Origin of the sequence: Microbacterium sp. dk485, from assembly GCF_004570445.1 — a bacterium.
In the GTDB taxonomy this organism is placed as follows: Bacteria; Actinomycetota; Actinomycetes; order Actinomycetales; family Microbacteriaceae; genus Microbacterium; species Microbacterium wangchenii.
This window is the reverse complement of sequence record NZ_SPQW01000001.1, coordinates 965,031-986,158: the sequence shown is the minus strand read 5'-3', so window position 1 is coordinate 986,158 and position 21,128 is coordinate 965,031. Positions and strand designations below refer to the sequence as shown.

General features: G+C 72.4%; 29 protein-coding genes. 22 read left to right on the top strand and 7 right to left on the bottom strand.

Annotation, left to right across the window (positions count from 1 at the left end; genetic code table 11):
• Window positions 1-33 precede the first annotated feature (33 nt).
• Window positions 34-1,206 carry a sensor histidine kinase gene (locus tag E4V99_RS04520; protein WP_135116533.1) on the top strand — a complete coding sequence of 391 codons (1,173 nt, stop codon included), beginning with the start codon at window positions 34-36 and terminating at the stop codon, window positions 1,204-1,206.
• Window positions 1,203-1,856, top strand: a complete 654-nt coding sequence (locus E4V99_RS04515) for a response regulator transcription factor (protein WP_135063098.1) — start codon at window positions 1,203-1,205, stop codon at window positions 1,854-1,856. The genes E4V99_RS04520 and E4V99_RS04515 overlap by 4 nt, the downstream gene beginning before the upstream one ends.
• A gap of 24 nt (window positions 1,857-1,880) precedes the next feature.
• On the opposite strand, the gene E4V99_RS04510 is transcribed toward E4V99_RS04515, so the two are convergent.
• Entirely contained in the window at window positions 1,881-2,492 is a 612-nt protein-coding gene (locus E4V99_RS04510; protein ID WP_167747705.1) for a GNAT family N-acetyltransferase, read from the bottom strand.
• Between the two features lie 248 nt (window positions 2,493-2,740).
• On the opposite strand from E4V99_RS04510, the gene E4V99_RS04505 reads away from it, so the two are divergent.
• Together E4V99_RS04505 and E4V99_RS04500 are read left to right on the top strand one after the other, a co-directional pair.
• Window positions 2,741-3,196 (top strand): hypothetical protein, encoded by a 456-nt coding sequence (locus E4V99_RS04505; protein ID WP_135063102.1) that lies wholly within the window; start codon window positions 2,741-2,743, stop codon window positions 3,194-3,196.
• Window positions 3,197-3,277: 81 nt separating this feature from the next.
• Window positions 3,278-3,736: a hypothetical protein gene (locus E4V99_RS04500; RefSeq protein WP_135063104.1), complete on the top strand. Its 459-nt coding sequence runs from the start codon at window positions 3,278-3,280 to the stop codon at window positions 3,734-3,736.
• A 33-nt stretch (window positions 3,737-3,769) separates the two neighbouring features.
• Here the strand turns inward: E4V99_RS04500 and E4V99_RS04495 are convergent, their stop codons facing one another.
• Window positions 3,770-4,573, bottom strand: a complete 804-nt coding sequence (locus E4V99_RS04495; RefSeq protein ID WP_135063106.1) for a tyrosine-protein phosphatase — start codon at window positions 4,571-4,573, stop codon at window positions 3,770-3,772.
• 112 nt (window positions 4,574-4,685) lie between these two features.
• Between E4V99_RS04495 and E4V99_RS04490 the strand changes: the two genes are divergently transcribed.
• From E4V99_RS04490 to E4V99_RS04425, 14 genes are all read left to right on the top strand, one after another.
• Complete coding sequence (locus tag E4V99_RS04490; protein ID WP_135063108.1) at window positions 4,686-5,267, top strand: flavin reductase family protein; 582 nt, start codon at window positions 4,686-4,688, stop codon at window positions 5,265-5,267.
• Between the two features lie 31 nt (window positions 5,268-5,298).
• Window positions 5,299-6,309, top strand: a complete 1,011-nt coding sequence (locus E4V99_RS04485; protein WP_245233119.1) for a Gfo/Idh/MocA family oxidoreductase — start codon at window positions 5,299-5,301, stop codon at window positions 6,307-6,309.
• Window positions 6,310-6,486: 177 nt separating this feature from the next.
• Complete coding sequence (locus tag E4V99_RS04480; RefSeq protein WP_135063112.1) at window positions 6,487-7,803, top strand: endo-1,4-beta-xylanase; 1,317 nt, start codon at window positions 6,487-6,489, stop codon at window positions 7,801-7,803.
• Window positions 7,800-9,059: a D-arabinono-1,4-lactone oxidase gene (locus E4V99_RS04475; RefSeq protein WP_135063114.1), complete on the top strand. Its 1,260-nt coding sequence runs from the start codon at window positions 7,800-7,802 to the stop codon at window positions 9,057-9,059. The genes E4V99_RS04480 and E4V99_RS04475 overlap by 4 nt, the downstream gene beginning before the upstream one ends.
• Before the next feature lie 263 nt (window positions 9,060-9,322).
• A complete protein-coding gene (locus tag E4V99_RS04470) occupies window positions 9,323-9,895 on the top strand; it encodes an alternate-type signal peptide domain-containing protein (protein ID WP_167747706.1) in 573 nt (190 codons plus the stop codon).
• A gap of 54 nt (window positions 9,896-9,949) precedes the next feature.
• A complete protein-coding gene (locus E4V99_RS04465) occupies window positions 9,950-10,534 on the top strand; it encodes a hypothetical protein (RefSeq protein ID WP_135063118.1) in 585 nt (194 codons plus the stop codon).
• Window positions 10,531-11,460, top strand: a complete 930-nt coding sequence (locus E4V99_RS04460) for a hypothetical protein (protein WP_135116531.1) — start codon at window positions 10,531-10,533, stop codon at window positions 11,458-11,460. The genes E4V99_RS04465 and E4V99_RS04460 overlap by 4 nt, the downstream gene beginning before the upstream one ends.
• Window positions 11,457-12,095 (top strand): signal peptidase I, encoded by a 639-nt coding sequence (locus E4V99_RS04455; protein ID WP_135116530.1) that lies wholly within the window; start codon window positions 11,457-11,459, stop codon window positions 12,093-12,095. The genes E4V99_RS04460 and E4V99_RS04455 overlap by 4 nt, the downstream gene beginning before the upstream one ends.
• 86 nt (window positions 12,096-12,181) lie before the next feature.
• Window positions 12,182-12,436, top strand: coding sequence for a DUF3072 domain-containing protein (locus E4V99_RS04450; RefSeq protein WP_135063124.1), 255 nt, complete (start codon window positions 12,182-12,184; stop codon window positions 12,434-12,436).
• A complete protein-coding gene (locus tag E4V99_RS04445; RefSeq protein ID WP_135116529.1) occupies window positions 12,433-13,320 on the top strand; it encodes an aminoglycoside phosphotransferase family protein in 888 nt (295 codons plus the stop codon). Before E4V99_RS04450 ends, E4V99_RS04445 begins: the two co-directional genes overlap by 4 nt.
• 145 nt (window positions 13,321-13,465) lie before the next feature.
• The gene (locus E4V99_RS04440) at window positions 13,466-14,302 is read left to right on the top strand and encodes a MetQ/NlpA family ABC transporter substrate-binding protein (protein WP_167747707.1); all 837 of its coding nucleotides are present in this window, start codon (window positions 13,466-13,468) and stop codon (window positions 14,300-14,302) included.
• Window positions 14,299-15,330 (top strand): ATP-binding cassette domain-containing protein, encoded by a 1,032-nt coding sequence (locus E4V99_RS04435; protein ID WP_135116528.1) that lies wholly within the window; start codon window positions 14,299-14,301, stop codon window positions 15,328-15,330. Before E4V99_RS04440 ends, E4V99_RS04435 begins: the two co-directional genes overlap by 4 nt.
• The gene (locus E4V99_RS04430; protein ID WP_240742783.1) at window positions 15,327-15,995 is read left to right on the top strand and encodes a methionine ABC transporter permease; all 669 of its coding nucleotides are present in this window, start codon (window positions 15,327-15,329) and stop codon (window positions 15,993-15,995) included. The genes E4V99_RS04435 and E4V99_RS04430 overlap by 4 nt, the downstream gene beginning before the upstream one ends.
• Before the next feature lie 2 nt (window positions 15,996-15,997).
• Entirely contained in the window at window positions 15,998-17,176 is a 1,179-nt protein-coding gene (locus E4V99_RS04425; RefSeq protein ID WP_135116527.1) for an aminotransferase class I/II-fold pyridoxal phosphate-dependent enzyme, read from the top strand.
• Here the strand turns inward: E4V99_RS04425 and E4V99_RS04420 are convergent.
• Both E4V99_RS04420 and E4V99_RS04415 read right to left on the bottom strand, forming a co-directional pair.
• Entirely contained in the window at window positions 17,156-17,881 is a 726-nt protein-coding gene (locus E4V99_RS04420) for a DUF72 domain-containing protein (RefSeq protein WP_135063134.1), read from the bottom strand. The two genes, E4V99_RS04425 and E4V99_RS04420, sit on opposite strands and share 21 nt — an antisense overlap.
• A 75-nt stretch (window positions 17,882-17,956) precedes the next feature.
• On the bottom strand, window positions 17,957-18,457 hold the full coding sequence (locus E4V99_RS04415; RefSeq protein ID WP_167747708.1) for a MarR family transcriptional regulator: 501 nt from the start codon (window positions 18,455-18,457) through the stop codon (window positions 17,957-17,959).
• A gap of 160 nt (window positions 18,458-18,617) precedes the next feature.
• On the opposite strand from E4V99_RS04415, the gene E4V99_RS04410 reads away from it, so the two are divergent.
• Both E4V99_RS04410 and E4V99_RS04405 read left to right on the top strand, forming a co-directional pair.
• A complete protein-coding gene (locus E4V99_RS04410; RefSeq protein ID WP_240742784.1) occupies window positions 18,618-19,166 on the top strand; it encodes a MarR family transcriptional regulator in 549 nt (182 codons plus the stop codon).
• 84 nt (window positions 19,167-19,250) lie between these two features.
• A complete protein-coding gene (locus tag E4V99_RS04405) occupies window positions 19,251-19,502 on the top strand; it encodes a hypothetical protein (RefSeq protein WP_135063140.1) in 252 nt (83 codons plus the stop codon).
• Between the two features lie 3 nt (window positions 19,503-19,505).
• Here E4V99_RS04405 and E4V99_RS04400 read toward each other — a convergent pair whose 3' ends face one another.
• Window positions 19,506-19,820: a hypothetical protein gene (locus E4V99_RS04400; protein ID WP_135063142.1), complete on the bottom strand. Its 315-nt coding sequence runs from the start codon at window positions 19,818-19,820 to the stop codon at window positions 19,506-19,508.
• Window positions 19,821-19,937: 117 nt separating this feature from the next.
• Between E4V99_RS04400 and E4V99_RS04395 the strand changes: the two genes are divergently transcribed.
• Entirely contained in the window at window positions 19,938-20,255 is a 318-nt protein-coding gene (locus E4V99_RS04395) for an ATP-dependent DNA ligase (RefSeq protein ID WP_135063144.1), read from the top strand.
• Between the two features lie 24 nt (window positions 20,256-20,279).
• On the opposite strand, the gene E4V99_RS04390 is transcribed toward E4V99_RS04395, so the two are convergent.
• The gene (locus E4V99_RS04390) at window positions 20,280-20,609 is read right to left on the bottom strand and encodes a hypothetical protein (RefSeq protein ID WP_135063145.1); all 330 of its coding nucleotides are present in this window, start codon (window positions 20,607-20,609) and stop codon (window positions 20,280-20,282) included.
• A 118-nt stretch (window positions 20,610-20,727) separates the two neighbouring features.
• Between E4V99_RS04390 and E4V99_RS18410 the strand changes: the two genes are divergently transcribed.
• Window positions 20,728-20,868 carry a hypothetical protein gene (locus tag E4V99_RS18410; protein WP_167747709.1) on the top strand — a complete coding sequence of 47 codons (141 nt, stop codon included), beginning with the start codon at window positions 20,728-20,730 and terminating at the stop codon, window positions 20,866-20,868.
• A 64-nt stretch (window positions 20,869-20,932) separates the two neighbouring features.
• Here the strand turns inward: E4V99_RS18410 and E4V99_RS04385 are convergent, their stop codons facing one another.
• Window positions 20,933-21,121: a hypothetical protein gene (locus tag E4V99_RS04385; RefSeq protein ID WP_187270410.1), complete on the bottom strand. Its 189-nt coding sequence runs from the start codon at window positions 21,119-21,121 to the stop codon at window positions 20,933-20,935.
• Window positions 21,122-21,128 lie beyond the last annotated feature (7 nt).

Sequence of the window (21,128 nt, the reverse complement as noted above, 5' to 3'; positions counted from 1 at the left end):
CACGAGCGCCCCCGATCGCCCTACGATCGCAGCATGTCGCGCACCGCCGTCGACGTGCAGGACGCGGCCGCCCAGCCGGCGCCGTGGGTGCTCGACGTGCTCCTGGCAGCGGCGGTGACCCTCACGATCTCCCTCATCATCGCGTCGAACGCCGGGGGAGGCGCGTCCACGGGCTGGGCGTACCTGTGGGCGATCGGTCTGGGTGCCGTCCTGCTCCTGCGGCGGCAGCATCCCGTGCTGGTGGTCGTGGTCTCGGTGGTGGGGGTGCTGGCCTATCACGCGGCCGGGAACACCCCCATCGGGGTGGCGGTCCCCATCGCCGCGGCGGTCTTCTCCGCCGCGAGTCTCGGCTGGACGTGGGTGTCGGCCGCCGGGTCGGCGGCCATCCTCGTCGTCTCCGTGGGCTACCGGCTAGCGGAGGGGCAGGATCCCGCTTTCGTGGTGCTCTACGAGCTGCCGCGGGAGGCCATCCTGCTGGCCGGGGCGATCGCGTTCGGCTACAGCGTGCGCTCTCGGCGCCTGCTGCGGCGGCAGGCGGAGGAGATCGCACGGCTCACCGCGGAGCGCTACGCGCGCGCCGCCGACCAGCGCGTGATGGCCGAACGCCTCGCGCTCGCGCGCGATCTGCACGACACGGTCGGGCATTCGCTCACCGTCATCGGTCTGCACACGCAGGTCGCGCAGGAGGCGCTCCCCGCTGACGAGAGAGCGGTCGCGCGCGCCCTGCGGACGATCTCCGACACCACGGCCGACACGTTCGCCGACCTGCGCAGGACCGTCGCCGGCCTGCGCAGCGACGAACCCGCCGCGCGCTCGCCCCGCGCCCTCTCCGATCTGGAGACGGCGATCGCCCCGGCCCGGCAGGCGGGCCTGGAGGTGTCGGTGGCCGTGTCGGTGCCGACGAAGCTCGCGCCGGTCGTGGAGACGGCGATCTACCGCGTCGTGCAGGAGTCCATCACCAACGTCGTGCGCCATGCCGATGCGAGAGGAGTGGCCGTGGACATCCATGAAGAAGAAGAGGGACCCTCGGTGTCGGTCGCCGTCGTCGACGACGGCCGCGGGGAGCCCGGCGTTGCCGGCGCGCCGGGCAACGGCATCATCGGGATGCGCGAGCGGGTCGCCCTGCTGGGCGGGACGTTCACCGCGGGCCCGGAGGATTCCGGCTTCGCCGTCCGTGCGCGCATCCCGCTGGAGGTGACATCGTGACCTCGGTCGTGCTGGTCGATGACCAGGACCTGGTGCGCGCGGGGTTGCGAGCGCTGCTGACGCGGGATACCGGCATCGAGGTCGTGGCCGAGGCGGGCGACGGGCGGTCGGGCATCGAGGCGTCCGTGAGATACCGCCCCGACGTGGTCCTGATGGACCTGCGGATGCCGCGCATGGACGGCATCGCCGCCACCCGGGCGATCCGGGGCGACGAGCGCCTGGCCAGGACCCGCGTGGTCGTGCTCACGACCTTCGACGACGACGCCGACATCGTCGAGGCCATCAGGGCCGGGGCCAGCGGGTACCTGCTGAAGAACGCGCCCGCCGACGACCTGCGTGACGCCGTCGAGCGGGCGGGACGGGGGGAGTGGCTGCTGTCGCCCTCGGTGACGCAGCGCGTGATGAAGCTCGTCGCCGCGGGGCAGGCCGCCCCCAGCCCCGATCCACGGCTGGCGTTCCTCAGCGCGCGCGAGATCGACGTGCTCACGCGCATCGGGCACGGCGACACGAACGAGGAGATCGCCGCCGTGCTGCACCTGAGCCCGGCCACCGCACGCACCTACGTCAGCCGCATCCTCGCCAAGATGGGCGCGCGCGACCGGCCGGAGCTCGTCGTGATCGCCCATCGCTCGGGCCTCGTCCTCGACTAGAGCACGGCGGCTGCGGCGGAGCTGTCAGTGCGACGCCGGCCGCCGCAGGAACCAGCACGGGACGCCCAGGACGTTCTCCTCCGCCACCACGACGTAGCCGAATCCGGTGTAGAACGGCACCGCTTCCGGGCGGTCGGTCTCGAGGTAGCCCACCGCACCGACGGCGTCGAGGGCGGCGGTGTGCCGGAGCAGCAGGAGCGTTCCCAGGCCCTGCCGGCGCATGCCGGCGTCGACGGCGACCGGCCCGAGGTGCACGTGCGCCTCCTCCAGGTCATGTCCGGCCCAGGCCGACTGCCAGGCCACCAGGCGGGAGGCGGCCCGCGGCCCCATCCGCATCGCGGTGAGCGTCAGCCGCGCGCGCTCGCCGCCCGCCGGCCGGCATGATCCGGGCGGCGCCCATCCCGCGACGGCGACCAGATCGTCTCCGCGGAATGCTCCCTCCATCCGGAGCCGGCTCCGCGAGAGCATCGTCCGCATGATCGCGGCATGACGGCGCTCTCGCGCGCGCTCGCTGTTCCCGTAGACGACGCGATGGATGGGGTTGTCGGACATGCCGACACCGAGCAGCTCGGCGGCGCGGTCGGCGTCGCGTGGAACGAGCTCGCGAACCACGAGATAACGGTGCAACGCGGTCATGAGCCACCTCCGGGTGTCTGTGAGTTCTCGATTGTGGACAGCCGCGTGCGGGGGCACGGCCTGCCGGCGGCGACGGATGCGACGACGCCGGGCGAGGGCGGAGTCGTCCGGCGGCGACCTCCGCTGTCGCCGGAGGCTGCTATCGCGCCCGCCGGACCCGGGAGACATCCGGGATGTCGAGCGAAAGCGACTCCGGAACGCGCCTCCGGGCTGGTGACCGGGGGAGCGCGGCCTCCTACCGTGGCGCCATGCTCGATTCATCCCACACCGGTGCTCAACCGCCCCGCCGTGCCCCCCGCCCTCTCAGCTGGCTCGCCGTGCTCGGATTCGGCGCCCTCGCCCTCCTGTGGCCGCTGCTGCGGATCCTCGGCCTGGAATCGGCGCTGGGCGACCCGGTCGCCGGCATCCTCACCGCCGTGATCGTCCTGGCGGCGTGGATCCTCGGTGCCGGCTTCGGCGACGTCCCCCGTCCGGTGGCGACCCTGGCACTCTCCGGCGTCGTCTTCGCCGTGCTGCTCCTGCTCACGTCGCTCCTGCTCGGCCTGTGGCGCGGGGCCGGTGTCGCCCCGTTGGTCTTCGGCGTGGTCGTCGAAGCCGGCCTGTGGGGAGGGCTCGGCGCCCTCGCCGGACTCGCCGCCGCCGGCATCCAGCGGGTCCGGCGGCGCGGCGGTGCCCACCCGGCTTCCCCGCCGTCGCGGCGATGACGGGGCTGTCGTCCGAATGCGATGGTCGTTGTCGCCCGCGGCAGGGCGAGGGGCACCATCGGTTCCTCCTACCGTGACGCCATGACCCAGAACCCGCAGACCTCGCCCCCGGCCACGCGACGCAGCCCCTTCGGGATGCCGGTGCTCGCGCTCTTCGGCCTCGCCGCCCTCGCCCTCCCCCGGGTGATCCTCCACGACCTCCGCCTCATCGATCCCGGTGGCGTGCTCACGTGGATCCTCGCGATCGGGCCGATGATCGTCTGGATCGTCGTCGCCGTCGTCCGCCGGGTACCGAACCCGTTCCTGACGCTCCTGCTGGTGGGAGCCATCTACGGCGCGCTCTCGGTGATCATCCACCAGCTGCTGTGGGTGAACGCGTTCGCCGGGGATGTCCCCAGTGCCGGCGGGCCGGCCGGATCCGTCGTCGCCCGCGTGGCGGCCGTTCCCAGCGGCCTGATCACCGGCGCCGTCGTGGGCGCGATCACCGGGCTCATCGCGTGGGGCATCAGCGCGATCACCCGCAGCCGCGGGCGCTCCTGACAGCTCGGCTCAGCGGCTGCGCATTCCCCCTCGTCAGCCGCTGAGCCGGGCGCGCAGGGCCGCCAGCTCGGCGTCGGTGAGTCCGCCCTGCTGCAGGTAGGCGGCCGATCCGCCGCGCGCATCCACCCACGCCAGAGCCTTCTCGATCGCCTCGACCGGCGTGCCGGCGACCAGCTCACGGATCTGATCGGTCACGGGGACGCCGAGCGTCTGGACCATCGCGAACATCCGCTGTGCCCACGGCCCGTCCAGATGCTCCTGCGACGCGTGGTAATCGGCGACGACGGCCGCGCGCTCGACGCCGACGGCGTCCAGGATCAGCGCCGTTGCGATGCCGGTGCGGTCTTTGCCGGCCGTGCAGTGCACGAGCACCGCCGTGGGCGGGTCGACGGTGGCCGCGCTCACCACGCGCGCGAGTTCCGCGAACGTCGCGGCGCCGTGCTCGAGCATCTCGACGTACACGTCTCCGAGCGGCGGGATGAGCGCGAGCGCGGCCTCCGCGGTCGCCGCCAGCACTGCCGGGTCGGTGCCCGCCGCCACGGCCTCGGCCCCCTGCTGGGCGAGTCCGACCAGTGCCCCCTCGGTGACCGGCAGCTCGACGACCCGGAACGGCCGCGAGGCGGGGAGACGATCGGGCGCGAGCTCCCGTTCCAACGCCGTGCGCAGGTCGACGACGACGCCGATGTCCGTGGCCGCCAGCACCTCCAGCCCCGCCGGGGTCAGGTCGCTCAGCGCGTCCGAGCGGTAGAGCACGCCGAAGGGGGTCGCGCCCCCGCCGGCCAGCGGCATCCCGCCGGTGTCCCGGAAATTGAAGGTCCCCGCAAGCTCGCTGGTCATCGCGTCAGCCTAACGACCGCACCTGTGGGGGTCCCTGTCGGGCCGGGCTCAGGAAACGGCGAGGAGAATGGTGGGGGCGGCCGATGGGCGGTCGCCGTCAAGGAGATCCTGCATGCCCCAGGCCGGCGTCTCGCAGCCCGCTTCCGCGCGACACTCACTGAGCCTCGTCCCCCAGGGGACAGAGCCCTCGCTCGCGGCCGACACGTTCAAAGCGGCGTTCCGCACCCACCCCGCCGGGGTGGCCGTCGTGACGGCGGATCCCGGCGGGCGACCCGTCGCGATGACCGTCAGCTCGCTGGCTTCGGTGAGCACCGAGCCGCCGCTGCTGGTCTTCTCCGCCTCCGTGCTCTCCTCCAGCACGCCCGTGCTCGAAGACGCCGAGACGCTCGTCGTGCACCTGCTGACCGACGAGCAGCTGTGGCTGGCCAAGCTGGGCGCCGACAAGGGCGCCGACCGCTTCGCCGACGCATCCGCGTGGCAGCGACTGCCCACCGGTGAGCCGCTGTACCCATCCGCCTTCGCGTGGATCCGGGGACGCGTGGCGCACCGCCTCGAGGCGGGCAACTCCATCCTCTACGTCGTGCACGCCATCGAAGCGAGCGTGCCGGCGGATGCGGACCAGGCGGGTGACCCGCATCCGCTCGTCTACCACGACCGCACGTGGCACCGCCTGGGGCCGTGGTCCACGATCTGACGGGACCCGTGATCCGGCTACCATCGGCACGGTGACCAGCACGACAGCGCAGCGCACCCGGTGGGCGATCCTCGGGCCCGGAGCCATCAGCCGCGACTTCCTGGCGGGCCTGCACGCCTCCCGCTCCGGGATGCTCGCGGCGGTGGGGAGTTCGGACCGCGGACGTGCCGAGCGTTTCGCCGCCGAGGCCGGAGCCGCCTTCTCTGGGACGTACGACGAGGTGCTCGGGCGCCCCGAGATCGACGCCGTCTACGTCGGCACGGTCCACACGACCCACGCCGACCTCGCCGTCCGGGCACTGGAGGCGGGCAAGGCGGTGCTGTGCGAGAAGCCGGCGAGCCCCACCGCCGCCGAGGTCGACCGCATCCTCGCCGCGGCGGAAGCGGCGGACCGGCCGTTCGTGGAGGCGTACAAGAACCGGTTCGGCCCGTGGGCCGACGCGCTCCGCCAGGTGCTCGCGGACGGGGCGGTCGGCCGCCCTGTCCGGGTCGAGGCGGCATTCGGATTCGAGGCCGGTTCACGCAGCGGGCGGCTGTTCGATCCGGCGCTCGCCGGTGGCGCGATCCTCGACGTCGGCTGCTATCCGGTGTCGCTGGCCGTCGAGGCGGCGTTCGCCTCGCGTGCCCTGGCCCCGGACGCCGTCGTGGTGGCAGACGCCGTCGGTGAACTCGTGGCCGGCGTCGACGGGGAGGCGCGGGCGCTCATCCGCTTCGGCGCGGTGGAGGGTGCGCTCGCCACGTCGATCGTTCGCGAGCTGCCCTCCTCCGCGGTCATCCACTGCACCGGAGGCTCCATCGAGCTGCCCGACGCGTGGGGCGGGCGGGCGGAGAGCCCGACGACCATCGTCGTGCGCCCCGCCGAGGCCGAGCCCACGGTCGTGACCGTTCAGGCCGTGCAGCCGATGGCGGCGGAGGCGGATGCCCTCAGCCGAGCCCTCGCCGAGGGTCGCCGCGAGGTGCCGGAGATGCCGTGGGCGCACACCCGCGCCGTGGCCGCCGCGCTCACGGCCTGGCGCTCGCGCATCGTCCCCTCCGCGCCCTGATCCGCCCGGGCGCCCCGCGTTCGCGCCATTTCGGTGCATCCGCCACGCTTCAAAGCGGCGCGGATGCACCGAACAGGCGCGGACGTGGGACGTGCGCGTCCCGGCCGGCGGGCGCGCGGTTACGCTGGGACCTCGACGCCCGGTGGGGACCTCCCGCCGCGGGGGAGGAGGCCGCTGATGCCCGAGTTCGCTCATCGACGGACGGACGCACGGATCCGCCTCCTCGGCCGCGACGGCACGCCGCTCGCGGGAGCGGCGGTGACCGTCGCCCAGACCCGGCAGGCCTTCGGCTTCGGCAACATCGGCTTCGACTTCATCGACCCGATCGCCGGCCCCCCGCCGCAGGAGATCGCCGCGGCCACCGACCGCGGCGACGCGGAGCCCGAGGACACCGGTGCCGGGGTCGATGTGCTCGCCGACGCCTACCTCTCCCTCTTCAACGCCGTCACCCTGCCGTTCTACTGGCGCCTCTTCGAACCCGTGCGGGGCGTCACCGACGCCGCGCGGCTCCGGCGCACCGCGCAGTGGTTCCGCGACCGCGGCGTGAGGGTCAAGGGGCACCCCCTGGTGTGGCACACGCTCGCCCCGACGTGGCTGCTCGACCTCGACGACCGCGCCGTGGAGGAGGCCGTCCGCGAACGGATCCGCACCGTCGTGGCCGGATTCGCCGGCACCGTGGATCTGTGGGACGCCATCAACGAAGCCGTCATCCTGCCGGCGTTCACGGCGGAGGACAACGCCCTCACGCGCCTCGCGCAGCGGCACGGCCGGCTCGGGATGGTGCGGATGGCCTTCGAGGAGGCGCGGGCGGCCGGGCCCGACGCGCGCCTGGTCCTCAACGATTTCGACCTGTCTCCGGCCTACGAGCGGATCATCGACGAGAGCCTGGACGCCGGGGTGCCCATCGACGCGATCGGGCTGCAGACCCACATGCACCAGGGTTTCCGCGGCGAGGAGGAGATCGGCGACGTGCTCGACCGGTTCGCTCGCTTCGGCCTGCCGCTGCAGCTGACCGAGACGACGCTCGTGTCGGGCGACCTCATGCCGCCGCACATCGTCGACCTCAACGACTACGTCGTCGACCAGTGGCCGTCCACCCCGGCGGGCGAGGCGCGCCAGGCCGACGAGATCGTCCGCCACTACCGCACGGCCTTCGCCCATCCCGCCGTCGAGTCGGTCACCTACTGGGGGCTGACGGATGCCGGCGCGTGGCTGGGTGCCCCGGCGGGTCTCGTGCGGGCGGACGGGTCCCGGAAACCGGCGTACGACGCGCTGCACGACCTCATCCGCGGCCAGTGGTGGACTCCGCCGGAATCGGTCGCGGCCGACGCCGACGGAGTCGTGGCGGTGCGCGGGTTCGCCGGGACCTACCGGGTGACCGTGGATGCTGCCGGAGCCGAGGATGCTGCCGGAGCCGAGGATGCTGCCGGAGCCGACGTCGAGCTCCCGGCCGGCCCGTTCGTGGCCGATGCGGTGCTGGTGGAGCAGAGATGACCGCGGGCCGGCGGCGGAACTGGGCGGGAAACCTCGTCTACTCCGCGGCCGAGACGGTGTCGCCGACATCGGTCGAAGAGCTCGCCGCGGTGGTGTCGCGCGCCGCTCGTATCAAGCCCTTCGGCACACGCCACAGCTTCAACGCCGTGGCCGACACCGACGGCGTCGCCGTCTCGGTCGCCGCGCTCCCGCCGGAGGTGTCGATCGATCCCGATCGCGGCGTCGTCCGGGCCGCAGCCGGCCTGCGGTACGGCGACCTCGCCGCGCGGCTCGAGCGCGACGGGTGGGCGCTGGCCAACCTCGCCTCCCTCCCGCACATCTCCCTCGCGGGGGCCGTGGCCACCGGCACGCACGGATCGGGTGACACCGTGGGGTCGCTTGCGTCGGCCGTCGCCGCGGTCGAGCTCGTCACCGCCGGCGGCGCCCTCCGCACCTTTCGCCGCGGCGATCCCGATTTCCCCGGCGTGGTGGTGTCTCTCGGTGCACTCGGGGTCGTCACGACGCTCGAGCTCGACATCGTGCCGCGCTTCGACATCGCCCAGACGGTGTACGAGGAGCTCCCCCTGGATGCCGCGCTCACCGGGTTCAGCGCGATCACCGCCGCCGGATACAGCGTCTCGCTGTTCACGACCTGGCTCGACCCCGACGTCATCGACCAGGTGTGGGTCAAGCGCACCACCGAGACCGGACCCGCACCGGACACGCTGTCGGGTGCCCGCCGTGCGACGGTCAAGCGGCATCCGCTGCCCGGCGTCGACCCCGAGCACTGCACCGATCAGCTCGGCGTGCCGGGCCCCTGGCTCGCGCGGCTTCCGCACTTCAAGCTCGAGTACACCCCGTCCAGCGGCGATGAGCTGCAGACGGAGTACCTCGTCCCGCGACAGCATGCGGGCGACGCCCTGCGCGCTGTGCGGGCGCTGGCCGGCGAGATCGCGCCGCTCCTGCTGGTGTGCGAGGTGCGCACGGTCGCCGGCGACGACCTGTGGCTCTCACCGGCCCAGGGCGGCGGCGTCGTGGGCATCCACTTCACGTGGCAGCCGCGGCAGGCCGAGGTCGAGGCGGTCCTCCCCGACATCGCACGCGCCCTCGAGCCGTTCGCCGCGCGGCCGCACTGGGGCAAGGTGTTCGACGCGGATGCCGCGGCGCCCCGGCTGCCCGGCCTCTATCCGCAGTGGGACGACTTCCGCTCGCTGCGCCGCGCCCTCGATCCCTGCGGCGTCTTCGCGAACGCCTTCCTCGACCGCCTCGGGGTGTAGCGGGGCGGGACGGCGCGGATGCTCTGACCACGGTGCGGGTTTCCTGAGGCGGTCTTGAGGTTCGCCTGCTCGAGCGAGGACGAGGGTGTCCGAGACCCTGCGGCAACCCTGCGACGAGGCTGGCCATTACCCGGGCCGAACGTTGCGGCAGGGGTTCAAGACTGTAGATGTCGCAAGGGCAGCCGGTCCGGATCGGATCGGGAACAGGCCCGCGGCATCCACCCCTCATCTGCGGCCGACCGCCGCGAAGCAAAGGACATCCCATGAAGAAGTTCGTCAAGGCCTCGATCGCCACCGCCGCGGGCGTCACCCTCCTCCTCGGCGGCGCCGGCACCTTCGCCAGCTGGAACGCCTCCGCCACCACCGCGGGTGCGACCATCGCGTCGGGCAACATGGTCGTCGAAGACTCCGGCGTCGCCGGCGTCTGGACCGCGAACGGCAGCACCATCGACCTCGCCTCGTATGCCATCGCACCGGGCGACGTCCTCACCTACAGCAAGACCATGTCCGTCAGCGCCGAAGGCGACAGCATCCAGGCCACGCTCGGACTCACCGGCGGCTCGATCGCCGCGGCAGACGCCACCGACGCATCCGACCAGGCGCTCGCCGGGTACCTGCAGGAAGGCGCCACGCTCACCGCCTCCGGCGAGGGCATCAGCGGCACCGGCCCGACCTTCACCGTCGCTCCCGGCAGCGGCGTCGTGGACGAGGACGTGACCGTCACGGTCTCGATCGCCTTCCCCGCCGGCGACACCGCAGGCGGCAACAACGACGCCATGGGCGGCGCGGTGAACCTCAGCGACCTCACCGTCACACTGACGCAGAACACCAACTGACCCACCCCGCGGCTACGCCCCGGGCGCGAGCCCACCACACGGATGAGGACCAGGATGATTCGCCCCCGCCCACGCCCCGCGCGACGCGCGCAGCAGCAGCACCGCGCTTCGGCGCCGGTGCGGATGCTACTCGCCGCGCTCGGCACGGCGGGGGCGATCGTCCTGGGGATCGTCGCCGGCGGCGGAACGTTCGCCGCGTGGGCCAGCAGCGCCCCCGCTGCCGACGCGGTCACCGTGACCGCCGGATCTGCCGCGCTGTCGCTCACCCCCCTCGCCCTGAACGCCACCGACCTGTACCCCGGCAAGACCGTGTACGCCGCCACCACCGTCCGCAACGACGGCACGACGCCTCTGTCCCTGTCGGTGCAGGGCTCCTCGGCCGCGACGACGCCATTCACCTCGGCGCTCGTCGTCTCCGCCGGCCGCGGCACGGCGGCGGACTGCACGGCCGGTAAAGTGGCGCCCACGGTGACCACCCCCCTCGGATCCCCCGCCGACCTCGCCCAGACCCTGGCGCCGGGTGCCGCGGCGACCCTGTGCATCGGGGTGGGCCTGCCCGTCGCCGCACCCGCCGCGGCGGCCGGCGCTGCGGCCGGCGCCCTGTCCCTCACCGTCTCCGGATCCCAGGTGTCCCGATGACCCGCCGCCGGCTTCTCGTCTCGATCGTCGCGGTCGCGACGTTCGTCGCGCTGGCCAGCGGCGGAGCGGCCGCGGCCGCCTGGCTGGCGAGCGCCACCGTGACCGCGCAGGCGTCCTCCGCCACGGTCGCCACGACCCTCACGCAGGCCGGCGGCCTCACCACCACGTATCGGTACGCCGGCACGGCCTCCCAGACGGCCCGCGGAACGCTCGCGATCGCCAACACCGGCCGCGCACCCCTCACCTACACCCTCGCCAGCCAGTCCACCGGCAGTGCGGCCCTCGCTCAGAAGACCACGCTGCAGCTGTGGACGGGGACGTGCGGCACGACGGTCCCGAGCACGGGCGTCATCACGACGACCCTCGCCGATCCCGCCCCCGCGCTCCCCGCCGGCGCGCGCACGATCGCCCCGGGCGCCACCGTCACGGTATGCGTGGCCACGCGGATCTCCGGAACGGATGCGTCCGCCGCCAACGCCGCCCTGCAGGGGCAGAGCGTGACGGTCGCGTTCCGCGTGACCGGTGCCGTCGGGTCGCACTGGACGGCCACCGCCGAGTCCGCGCCGTTCACGCAGACCGCCTACCGCATCGACTCGGCCGCCGCGCCCTCGTGCACCGCGTCGCGCTGGGGAGAGGTCACCCTCGCCTGGACCGCCCCGGCCAACCGCGTCGCCGGCTCGCCCGTCACCTACCGCCTCTTCGACACCGCCTCCGGTGACACGGTCGACACCGTGACCGCCGACGCGGCGACGGCATCCGTTACCCTCGGCGGCTACGACCTGCCCCGCAACGGCACGTTCGCCCTCGCCATCGAGGCGCGGGATGCCACCTCGGGCACCACCGCCGCACCGAGCCAGCCGGTCTCGGTCATCCGCACGACGCCGTGGAACCTCGGCATCCTCTTCCCCTCCCTGCGCTGCTCATGACCCACACCACTCCCGATCCCGACTTCCGCCCGACCCGGCGCTCCCAGCGCGCGGCCGCACGCGAGGAAGCACGCAAGCACAGCCTGCTGCACTACCTCGGGGTGTCGCTCAGCGCGGCCGTCCTCATGCTGATGCTCGCGGTGGCCGCGGCCGTCATCGGCGTGCCGGCCCTCGTCGGCGGCAGCGCCATGACGGTGCTCACGCAGTCGATGGAGCCGCGGCTTCCGCCGGGCACCCTCGTGGTCATCCGGCCCACCGACCCCGAAGACATCCGCGTCGGCGACGTCGTCACCTATCAGATCCGCTCGGGGGAGGCCGCGGTCGTGAGCCACCGCGTCGTGTCCAAGACGTACGAGAACGGCGAACTGACCTTTCTCACCAAGGGCGACAACAATCCCGGCAACGATCCGGAGCCGGTGCACGCCGTGCAGATCCGCGGGACGCTCTGGTACAGCCTGCCGCTGCTGGGCTGGGTCAACAACGTCCTGAACGGCCCCAACCGCGTGATCGTCCTGGCCGTGGTGGCCGGCGGACTGTTCGTGTACGCCGCCGGCGTGTTCTTCACGTGGGTGCGCGGGCGGCGCCGCCTGGCCCGGGCGGAGTGCACCGAGGAAGACCCGGCGACCGCGATGTGACCCGGCGGATCGGCGCCTGGACCCGGCACCGCCGCATCCGTCAAGCCCCCGTGGCGCCGTCGGGCCCTCCGCCTAACATCGAACGCATGTCCGATTCGAACGACTCCGCAACGAACGACGACCGCGAGATGCTCGGCGCGACCGGGAATCCCGACAACTCCGCCGAGAAGGACCCGTCGACCTGGGTGACCGGCGACGAACCCATGACCGCGCCGCAGCGCAGCTACCTCGACACGCTCGCCCGCGAGGCGGGGGAGGAGATCCCCGCCGACATCAGCAAGGCGGAGGCCTCCGAGCAGATCGACCGCCTGCAGAACAAGACCGGTCGCGGCACGGAGTGAGCCCCGCGGGCGCCGTCGATGCCCAGCGCATCGACGCCGGTCTGGTGCGCGAGCTGCTCGCCGAGCAGTTCCCGCACTGGGTCGGCCTGCCCGTCCGCCCCGTCGCGGCGGGGGGCAACGACCACCGCATGTTCCGCCTCGGCGATGAGCTGAGCGTCCGGCTGCCCAGCGCCCCCGGCTACGTGCCGCAGGTGGAGAAGGAGCAGACGTGGCTGCCGCAGCTGGCCGCCGCCGTGCCCCTGCCGATCCCGCACGTCCACGGGCGGGGGCGCCCGAGCCCCCTCTTCGCGGCACCGTGGTCGGTGTACGGGTGGATGCCGGGGACGCCGGCGGCGCAGGCTTCCATCGACGACCTCGAGCGGTTCGCCGCCGACCTCGCCGCCTTCCTGGTGGCCCTGCGCGCGGCCGATCCCGCGGGCGGGCCGGGGCCGGGGACGCACAGCGCCCACCGCGGCGGTCCGGTCGGGCACTGGGATCAGGAAGTCCGCGACATGCTCGACCGCGTGTCGGGTCGCGAACGGGCCCTCGCCGAAGGGATCTGGCGCGACGCCGTGGCGGCGGACGGCGAGGCCGGACCCGCGCGCTGGCTGCACGGCGACGTGGCCGCGGCGAACCTGCTGGTGCGCGATGGGCGACTGGCGGCCGTGGTCGACTTCGGATGCGCGGCCGTGGGCGATCCCGCGTGCGACACCGTGCCGGTGTGGACCTTCGTCTCCGGCTCCGCCGCAGCGGTGTTCCGGCGCGACCTCGCCCTCGACGACGCCACGTGGGCGCGCGGGCGCGGCTGGGCCCTGTGGAAGGGCCTCATCATGCTGACCAACACCGCGCCCGGCCAGGCCGACTTCGCCCGTCGCGTCCTCTCGAACCTGTTCGCCGAAGCCTGACCCGCCGCCGCCACGGCCCCGCGTCGGCGGAATGTTGCCGTGTGTGACGGGCGGAATGGGGAGGGAGGGGGTGCGCGGCCTAGCGTGGCGGGGCGGCCGTGACGCACCCGGGTCACGCCGCCCTGCTCAGCGAAAGAGGACGTCCATGCGCAATCCCCGCACCCTTCTCGCCGGAACCGCGGCGCTCGCGCTGCTGCTGACCGGATGCGCGTCCGCCCCATCCGGCGACGGCGGCGAGACCGCCGAGAAGACCACGATCACCGTCGGCTTCAACCCCGGCCCGTACCTGGAGATGTTCCAGGACGGCATCGTGCCTCTCCTCGAGGAGGAGGGCTACACCGTTGAGACGGTGGAGTTCACCGACGGCATCGTCACCAACGTCGCCGTGGACACGGGTGAGATCGACGCCAACATCATGCAGCACCCCGTCTACATGGAGTTCGTCAACGCCCAGGAGGGCCTGGACAACGCCGCCCTCGTGCAGATCCCGACCCCTCGGATGGGCCTGTTCGGCGGCAAGAAGGACTCCCTCGACGACGTCGCCGAGGGTTCGACCGTGACGGTGCCCAACTCGCCGTCGAATCTCTACCGCGGGCTGCTCATCCTGCGCGAGGCCGGATGGATCGACTTCGACGACGTCGAAGACCCCAACACTGCCGACCTGTCGATCATCACCGAAAACCCGTACGACCTGGACATCACCGACATCGAGAACGCCCAGCAGGTGCCGGCGCTGCAGGACGTGGACTACGCCACGATCCAGGGGAACTTCATCATCGCCGGCGGGCTCGACTACGACGACGCCTTGGCGGTGGAGGACCAGCCGGTGGAGTTCTCCAACGTCGTGACGGTGCGCGCCGCCGACGTCGACTCCGCCTGGGCCGAGGCGATCAAGGCCGCGTACGAGTCGCCGGAGTTCATCGAGTACATCACCTCCTCGCCCCAGTACGCGGGCTTCAACCTGCCCGCCTGGTTCGAATGAGCGGCGCCGGATCGGGGACGATCGTCTTCGACGACGTCTCCAAGACCTTCCCCGGGAGGGCCGCCGACACGGCGGCCCTCCGCGGCGTCTCCCTCGAAGTGGCCGAGGGCACCGTGTTCGGGGTCATCGGCTACAGCGGGGCCGGCAAGTCCACCCTCATCCGCATGGTCAACGGCCTCGAGCAGCCCACCACCGGCCGCGTCGTCGTCGACGGCGTCGACATCGGTGCGCTCCGCGGGCAGGGCCTGCGCGACGCGCAGAAGCACACCGGCATGATCTTCCAGCAGTTCAACCTCCTGGAGACCGTCCGGGTGCGCGACAACGTCGCGCTGCCGCTGCGACTGGACGGCGTGGGCAAGGCGCGGGCGCGGGCCCGCGCCGAGGAGGTGCTGGATTTCGTCGGGCTCGGCGACAAGGCCGACAGCTTCGCCGGTGAGCTCTCCGGCGGGCAGAAGCAGCGCGTCGGGATCGCCCGCGCACTCGTGCGCAACCCGCGCATCCTGCTCTCGGATGAGGCCACCAGCGCCCTGGACCCCACCACGACGGTGCAGATCATCGACCTCCTGCGCGACATCAACCGCGAATACGGCACCACGATCCTCGTCGTGACCCACGAGATGGACGTCATCAAAGACCTCGCCCACGAAGTGGCGGTCATGGCCGAGGGCCGCGTGGTGGAACGCGGCAGCGTGCTCGAGACGTTCCTGCATCCGCGCGCCGGCATCACGCGCGACTTCGTCTCCACCGTCGTGCCGCAGGGGCTCCCGCGCCGGGTCGTGGACCACCTCGGCAGCGAGGGCCTGTGGCGCCTGCTGCTGCTGGACGAGGAGGTGACGCAGCCGCTCGTGTCCGACCTCATCCGCGACCTGGACGTCTCGGTCAACATGCTCCACGCCGACATGACGGAGATCCGGGAGCACACCGTCGGGCAGATGATCCTCAAGGTCACCGGCGACCCGACGCGCGTCGCGGCGGCGCGGGCCTACCTGTCCGAGCGCGTCGTCGACCTGAAGGACGTGATCGCGTGAACGGCGACCGCTGGACCCTCATCACCCCCGACATCTACCTCACCGCGCTCGCCGAGACGCTGCAGATGCTCGGCGTCGCGCTCGTGCTCGGGTCGATCCTCGGGATCGCGATCGGCACGGCACTCGCCCTCACCCGACCCGGCGGCGTGCTGCCGAACCGGGCCGTGAACCTCGTCCTGGGGATCGTGGTGAACATCGTCCGCTCGCTGCCGTTCATCATCCTGCTCGTGGCGATCCTCCCCTTCACCCGCTTCCTCGTGGGAACGAGCATCGGCGTGTGGGCGGCAATCGTGCCGCTGACGGTCATGATCGCGCCCTACATCGGCCGGCTCGTGGAGAACTCGCTGCTGGAGGTTCCCCGCGGGGTCATCGAGGCCGCGCGGGCGATGGGCGCCTCGCCGTTCCAGATCTTCTGGCGCTTCCTGCTGCCCGAGGCCCGCGGGTCCCTGATCCTCGCCGTCACGATCGCGACGGTGGGACTCATCGACGCCACCGCGATGGCCGGCACGGTGGGCGCCGGCGGCATCGGCGACCTGGCGCTGTCGTACGGCTACCAGCGCTACGACGGGTTCGCGATGGTCGTCACCGTCATCACGCTGATCGTGCTGGTGCAGGGCATCCAGATGATCGGGTCCTCGATCGCCCGGCGATTCCGGCGGCGCTGACGATGACCGAGTTCCGCGCCGCCGCCCGCGTCCAGGCCCTGCCGCCGAACTTCTGGGGTGGGATGGACCGCGAGATCGCGCGGTTGGCCGCGCTCCCCGGTCCCGAGATGATCGACGTCTCCAAGGGCAATCCGGACCTCCCCACGCCCGAGCACATCGTCGCGGCGATGCAGCGGGAGGTCGCCGACCCCGTCAACCACCGGTACCCCGCGTACGCGGGGCGCCCGGCGCTGCGCCGCGCGATCGCGCAACGGTACCGCGACGATCACGGCGTCCACATCGACCCGGAGGCCGAGGTCGTGGTCTCGCACGGGTCGCATGAGGCGCTCCTGGCCGCCGTCATGGCCCTCGCCGATCCCGGCACGAACGTCGTCCTGCCCGACCCGGGGTACCCGCTCTACACCTCGGCGACGGGACTGGCCGGCGCGCGCACCGTGCCGCTGCCCCTTCCGCAGCCGCACTACCAGCCCGACTTCGACGCGCTCGCGGGCGTCGCATCCGCCTCGGTGCTGCTGCTGAACTACCCGAACAACCCCACCGGCGCCCTCGCCACGCCCGCGACGTTCGAGGCCGCTGCCGCGTTCGCGCGGCGCACGGGGGCGGCGTTCATCCACGACTTCGCCTATTCCGCCTTGGGCTTCGACGGACGCCGTCCGCTGTCGGCGCTCGCCGTGGACCGCGGCCACGACGTCACGGTGGAGGTCCAGACGCTGTCCAAGACGTACAGCATGGCCGGATGGCGCGTGGGGTTCGCCGCCGGAAACGCCTCCCTCATCGCCGCCATGGGCCGCTATCAGGCGCACGCCTTCAGCACGCTGTTCGGAGCGGCGCAGGAGGCCGCCGCGACGGCCCTGTCGGGCGATCAGACCGCCGCCGCGGAACTCGTGGCGATGTATCAGCGCCGGCGCGACGTCGTGGTCGCAGGACTGCGGCGCATCGGATGGGACGTGGCGACGCCGGACGGCTCGTTCTTCGTGTGGGTGCGGGTCCCCGGCGGCGGTGACGCCGTCGAGTTCGCCCGCCGGCTGCGGGAGGAGCAGCGCGTGGCCGTCGCGCCCGGCGACGGCTTCGGCGACCGCGGGCGGGGATTCATCCGGCTGGGCCTCGTGCGCGAGGAGGCGACGCTGGGTGAGCTCGTCGAGCGGCTGAACGCGTTCGCGTCAGGCCAGGGCGTCGCGTAGCGCCCACGCGTCGCGCACCGCGTTGCCGCCGAGATCGTTGTTGAAGTAGGCGTACACGTCGCGCCCCTGCGCGAGCCACTCGCGGATGCGGTCGGCCCACCACGCGATCGCCTCGCGGCCGTACGAGCCGTTGTACAGCGTGTCGTCGGGCCCGTGCAGGCGCACGTACACGAAGGAGGTGGTGGCGCGCAGCACGCACGGCAGCCCCGCACCGCTCATGACGCAGTAGGCGGCACCGTACTGCTCGAGGATCTGGAAGACCGCCTCATCCACCCACGACGGATGCCGCAGCTCCATGACGGGACGCGAGTCCGGCGGGAGCCCCTCGAGGAAGGACGTGAGCCGGGCGTCGTCGCGCTCGGCGCCCGGCGGCAGCTGCGCCAGGAACGGGCCGCGCGTGCCGCCCAGCGCCGCCAGGCCCGCCGCGATCCGCTCCTGCCACTCGGGGGTGAGCTGGAGGCTGCGGGCGTGCGTGACCCCGCGCGGCGCCTTCACGGCGAGCTCGAACCCGGGCGGCAGTCGTTCGCGCCACGCCACGAACCGCTCCGGCCGCGGCCACCGGTAGAAGCTCGTGTTCAGCTCCACCGTGTCGAACTCCCGGACGTACCGCGCGAGCTGGTCGCGTGTGCCCGGCTCGTACAGCACGCCGCGCCAGTGCGGGTAGCTCCACCCGGAGGTGCCGATCCAAGCCCGCGGTTCGCCCATGCCGCTCCTTCCCGCATCGACCCTCGCCGATCGCATCGGCGGGTCGCAGCGGGTTGACCCGGCGGCGGGGCGGCGCTATCGGCGCGGCAGCGACTGCGTGGCAGCGGTCAGGGCGGTGGCCTCGGCGAGGTAGCGCTGCTCGGCACGGTGCAATTCGTCGAGGAACTCCACCACGATCCGCCGCTCCTGAGCGCCCAGCCCGGCGGCCGCGGACGACACGGCCACGCTCCGTACCGCCAGGAGCCGCCGCGCGGGGGAGCCCGGAGGCACCGTCGCGCGGATGAGGACGCTCCGCCGGTCCTGCGGATGCGGCTGGCGCTCCACCCACCCCGCGTTCACGAGACGGTCGATGAGGGCGGTCGTCGCGGCGGAGGAGATCCCGAGGAGGTCGGACAGGCTGCGGGGCGTCGTCGTGGTGGTCCCGCTGGATTCCAGGTCGAGCAGGTGCCGCAGCACGGCGGCGTCGTTGGGTCCGATGCCGAGGGCCTGGAGGATGGCACGGTCGACGGACTTCTCGACGCTGACCAGATCGTCCAGCGCCTTCACGACGTTTCCCGCCGACGCGGTGTGCCTCACAACATCCCTCCCCGCCATTCAGCTTGAATAGCGAGATACTTCCGGTCGGAGCAAGTAGCCTGACAACCCTTCGATGGTACCCCCGCGTGGGCGGAGACGGTCTGCAGACTCCCCGCGAGGGGTGGACGACACGCACCGGTGCTGGCATAGGATGCCGGACGTGGGTGAAACGCGGGCCGAGTCGTCGCGCTATTGGTACGGCGCGTCCGAGGAGGAACGCCGATCGCGAGCGGTCGAGGTGCTGCAGGCCTTCCGCGTGTACCGCGCGGCGGAGATCGCGATGCGCCGGCGCACGCGTGAGTCGATGTCGATGGGCGAGAACGAGCTGCTCGTCCTCCGCTACCTCCTCAAGGCCTCCGGAGAGGGCCGGTCGGTCTCCCCGAGCGAGCTGACACGCTACCTCGGCGTATCCACGGCGTCCACGACCGCGATCATCGACCGCCTGGAGAAGTCCGGTCACGTCACCCGCGTGCCGCACCCCTCTGATCGGCGCAGCATCCTCGTGGTGGCCACCGCCGAATCCGACGCCGAGGTCCGGGCGACGCTCGGGAAGATGCACGAGCGCATGATGTCCGCCGTCATCGACATGACCCCCGAGGAGAGCGCGATCGTCGTGGCGTGCCTCGCGCGGCTCCAGGAAGCGGTCGACCAGGTCGATCCGCACGGCGCGGACGAGGAACCGGCCGGGCCGCTGCCGACCGCGATCTGACCCGCGCAGGGCGATCGCTAGGCAGGTTGGATACCAGTTCGCGGAGCATTCGCGTTTGCCGAATCGGCGTGAAACGATGAGCGCATGGACGACAAGGCGGTAGACGCTGGGCAGTCGGCGATCCCGCCCGAAGGGTCTGTTCTGCAGATCGAGGGCGTAGCCGTGACGTCCTTCACGGAGGTCGTTCAGCGCCTGCGCACCGACTACCCCGCCGTCGCCGCCGCGCGCATCGAGACCATCCTGCTGCGCGAGTGGGACGCGTTCACCGCGGGTCGTCCGCTCGTGGTTCCCACCGCCGTGGAGGCAGGGGTCCGGGAGATCCTCGACCAGCTCTGACGTCTACGCTGAGGGCGACTCGGGGGGCTCCGCCACGAGCATCAGACCGCCGGAGGAATTGGCGGAGTTGGCCAGTTCCTCCATCCAGGCGCGGCTGAGCATCGCCGGCTCCGGGTCGTCGAAGACGAAGCGCAACGGGATGGACGGGTGCAGCCACACGGTGCTGCGTCCCGGTTCCTGCCCGTCGCCGTGCGTCCAGGACAGCGTGAAGCTCTCCCCGCGTCGCAGCTTCGTCGCGATGACCACCTTGAGGTGAGCCAGTGCGCGATCCTCGATCTCGATCGGGGTGGCGGTGTCGCCGTAGAAGATCGTTCCCACCCCACCACGATACGACTCCACGCACGCGCGAGGCCGGGCTTGCACTCCGGGCTCCGTCTGCATAACGACGGCGGGTGTGCGTCTGTCGTCCCGGCCCCGGGCGGCTAGGCTCGGCGCATGGGCAGATTCATCTACGACACGATGCCGAACTCCGTCGACATCGACGATCGCACCCTCGCACACCTTCGCATCGTCGTGATGAACAAGCTGCGCCGCTCGGAGTCGTTCATGTTCGATGTCGAGGTCGGCGACGGCAGCGGGCGCCGCAGCTTCTGGATGCACCCCGCCGTCCCGATCCAGTTCCACTTCTTCGGCAGCCGGAGCCCCCGCATCAACCGTGCGTGGGTCGAGGAGCTCATGCTGGTCGCGAGCGGACCCAACGGCCTCTCGATCGTTCCCGAGCCGGCCGAGGACTCCTTCGTCGAAGAGGGCTGACGCCGGTCCTCGGCGCCCCGGGCGTCAGGACGTCTCGCTGTGCTCCGCGGGCACCTCGAAGTGCTCGGCGACGAGCATGATGCCTCCGGAGGAGTTGGCCGAGTTGGCCAGTTCCTCCACCCACTGCCGGCTGAGGGTCGCCGGCTCAGGGTCGTCGAAGACGAAGCGCAGGGGGATGGACGGGTGCAGCCACAGGGTGCTCCGTCCGCGCGGCTGGTCGTCGGGGTGTCGCCACGACACGGTGAAGCTCTCGCCGCGACGCAGCTTCGTCGCGATCACCACCTTCAGGTGCGCGAGTGCACGGTCCTCGATGTGGACCGGTGTGCCGGAGCCGCCGTAGTAGATGGTGCCCATGCCGACCACCCTAGCCGCCCGAGGCAGCGCGCGGGATACGCCCCGACCGGGGCGGCTGTCAAGGGGATGCGCGAGCACACCGCGGTTGCGAGGCTGGGGGCGTCGGAAGGAGATCACCGTGAGCCCACGTCGGGAACCGGCCAAGCCGGACGATGAGGACGCCACGGAGGGTGCTCCTCGCGTCGACGACGCGTTCGCGGGTCTGACCCCCATCGACGTCATCGAAGGTGAGTTGGTGCCGCGCGCGCGGCGCCGTTGAGCTTCACCCCCCAGGCGGGACCGCGCCGCCCCGATCATCGATCGAGGCGGCGCGGGCGTGTGCGTCAGAAGCGGTTCGGTCCGTCGGGCAGGGGAGTCGGCTCCGCCGGGGACGGCGCGAGCGGCTCGTCCGGATACGGGGCGAGCGGCTCGTCGGGGTGGGGGGCGAGAGGTTCGGCCGGAGGTGCGCCCGGGGCAGGGCCGGGCAGACCGGGGGAGACGGGCGCGTCGGGAGGCAGGGTCGGATCGCTCATGCGCCTA

Excerpts from the sequence above, each read along its gene's own strand:
- E4V99_RS04465 (WP_135063118.1), top strand. The coding sequence starts at position 9,950 with ATGATTCGCCCCCGCCCACGCCCCGCGCGACGCGCGCAGCAGCAGCAC.
- E4V99_RS04480 (WP_135063112.1), top strand. The coding sequence starts at position 6,487 with ATGCCCGAGTTCGCTCATCGACGGACGGACGCACGGATCCGCCTCCTC.
- E4V99_RS04390 (WP_135063145.1), bottom strand. The coding sequence starts at position 20,609 with ATGGGCACCATCTACTACGGCGGCTCCGGCACACCGGTCCACATCGAG.
- E4V99_RS04475 (WP_135063114.1), top strand. The coding sequence starts at position 7,800 with ATGACCGCGGGCCGGCGGCGGAACTGGGCGGGAAACCTCGTCTACTCC.
- E4V99_RS04510 (WP_167747705.1), bottom strand. The coding sequence starts at position 2,492 with ATGACCGCGTTGCACCGTTATCTCGTGGTTCGCGAGCTCGTTCCACGC.
- E4V99_RS04385 (WP_187270410.1), bottom strand. The coding sequence starts at position 21,121 with ATGAGCGATCCGACCCTGCCTCCCGACGCGCCCGTCTCCCCCGGTCTG.
- E4V99_RS04500 (WP_135063104.1), top strand. The coding sequence starts at position 3,278 with ATGACCCAGAACCCGCAGACCTCGCCCCCGGCCACGCGACGCAGCCCC.
- E4V99_RS04460 (WP_135116531.1), top strand. The coding sequence starts at position 10,531 with ATGACCCGCCGCCGGCTTCTCGTCTCGATCGTCGCGGTCGCGACGTTC.
- E4V99_RS04495 (WP_135063106.1), bottom strand. The coding sequence starts at position 4,573 with ATGACCAGCGAGCTTGCGGGGACCTTCAATTTCCGGGACACCGGCGGG.
- E4V99_RS04420 (WP_135063134.1), bottom strand. The coding sequence starts at position 17,881 with ATGGGCGAACCGCGGGCTTGGATCGGCACCTCCGGGTGGAGCTACCCG.
- E4V99_RS04405 (WP_135063140.1), top strand. The coding sequence starts at position 19,251 with ATGGACGACAAGGCGGTAGACGCTGGGCAGTCGGCGATCCCGCCCGAA.
- E4V99_RS04455 (WP_135116530.1), top strand. The coding sequence starts at position 11,457 with ATGACCCACACCACTCCCGATCCCGACTTCCGCCCGACCCGGCGCTCC.
- E4V99_RS04505 (WP_135063102.1), top strand. The coding sequence starts at position 2,741 with ATGCTCGATTCATCCCACACCGGTGCTCAACCGCCCCGCCGTGCCCCC.
- E4V99_RS04470 (WP_167747706.1), top strand. The coding sequence starts at position 9,323 with ATGAAGAAGTTCGTCAAGGCCTCGATCGCCACCGCCGCGGGCGTCACC.
- E4V99_RS04440 (WP_167747707.1), top strand. The coding sequence starts at position 13,466 with ATGCGCAATCCCCGCACCCTTCTCGCCGGAACCGCGGCGCTCGCGCTG.
- E4V99_RS04435 (WP_135116528.1), top strand. The coding sequence starts at position 14,299 with ATGAGCGGCGCCGGATCGGGGACGATCGTCTTCGACGACGTCTCCAAG.
- E4V99_RS04490 (WP_135063108.1), top strand. The coding sequence starts at position 4,686 with ATGCCCCAGGCCGGCGTCTCGCAGCCCGCTTCCGCGCGACACTCACTG.
- E4V99_RS04395 (WP_135063144.1), top strand. The coding sequence starts at position 19,938 with ATGGGCAGATTCATCTACGACACGATGCCGAACTCCGTCGACATCGAC.
- E4V99_RS04425 (WP_135116527.1), top strand. The coding sequence starts at position 15,998 with ATGACCGAGTTCCGCGCCGCCGCCCGCGTCCAGGCCCTGCCGCCGAAC.
- E4V99_RS04520 (WP_135116533.1), top strand. The coding sequence starts at position 34 with ATGTCGCGCACCGCCGTCGACGTGCAGGACGCGGCCGCCCAGCCGGCG.
- E4V99_RS04450 (WP_135063124.1), top strand. The coding sequence starts at position 12,182 with ATGTCCGATTCGAACGACTCCGCAACGAACGACGACCGCGAGATGCTC.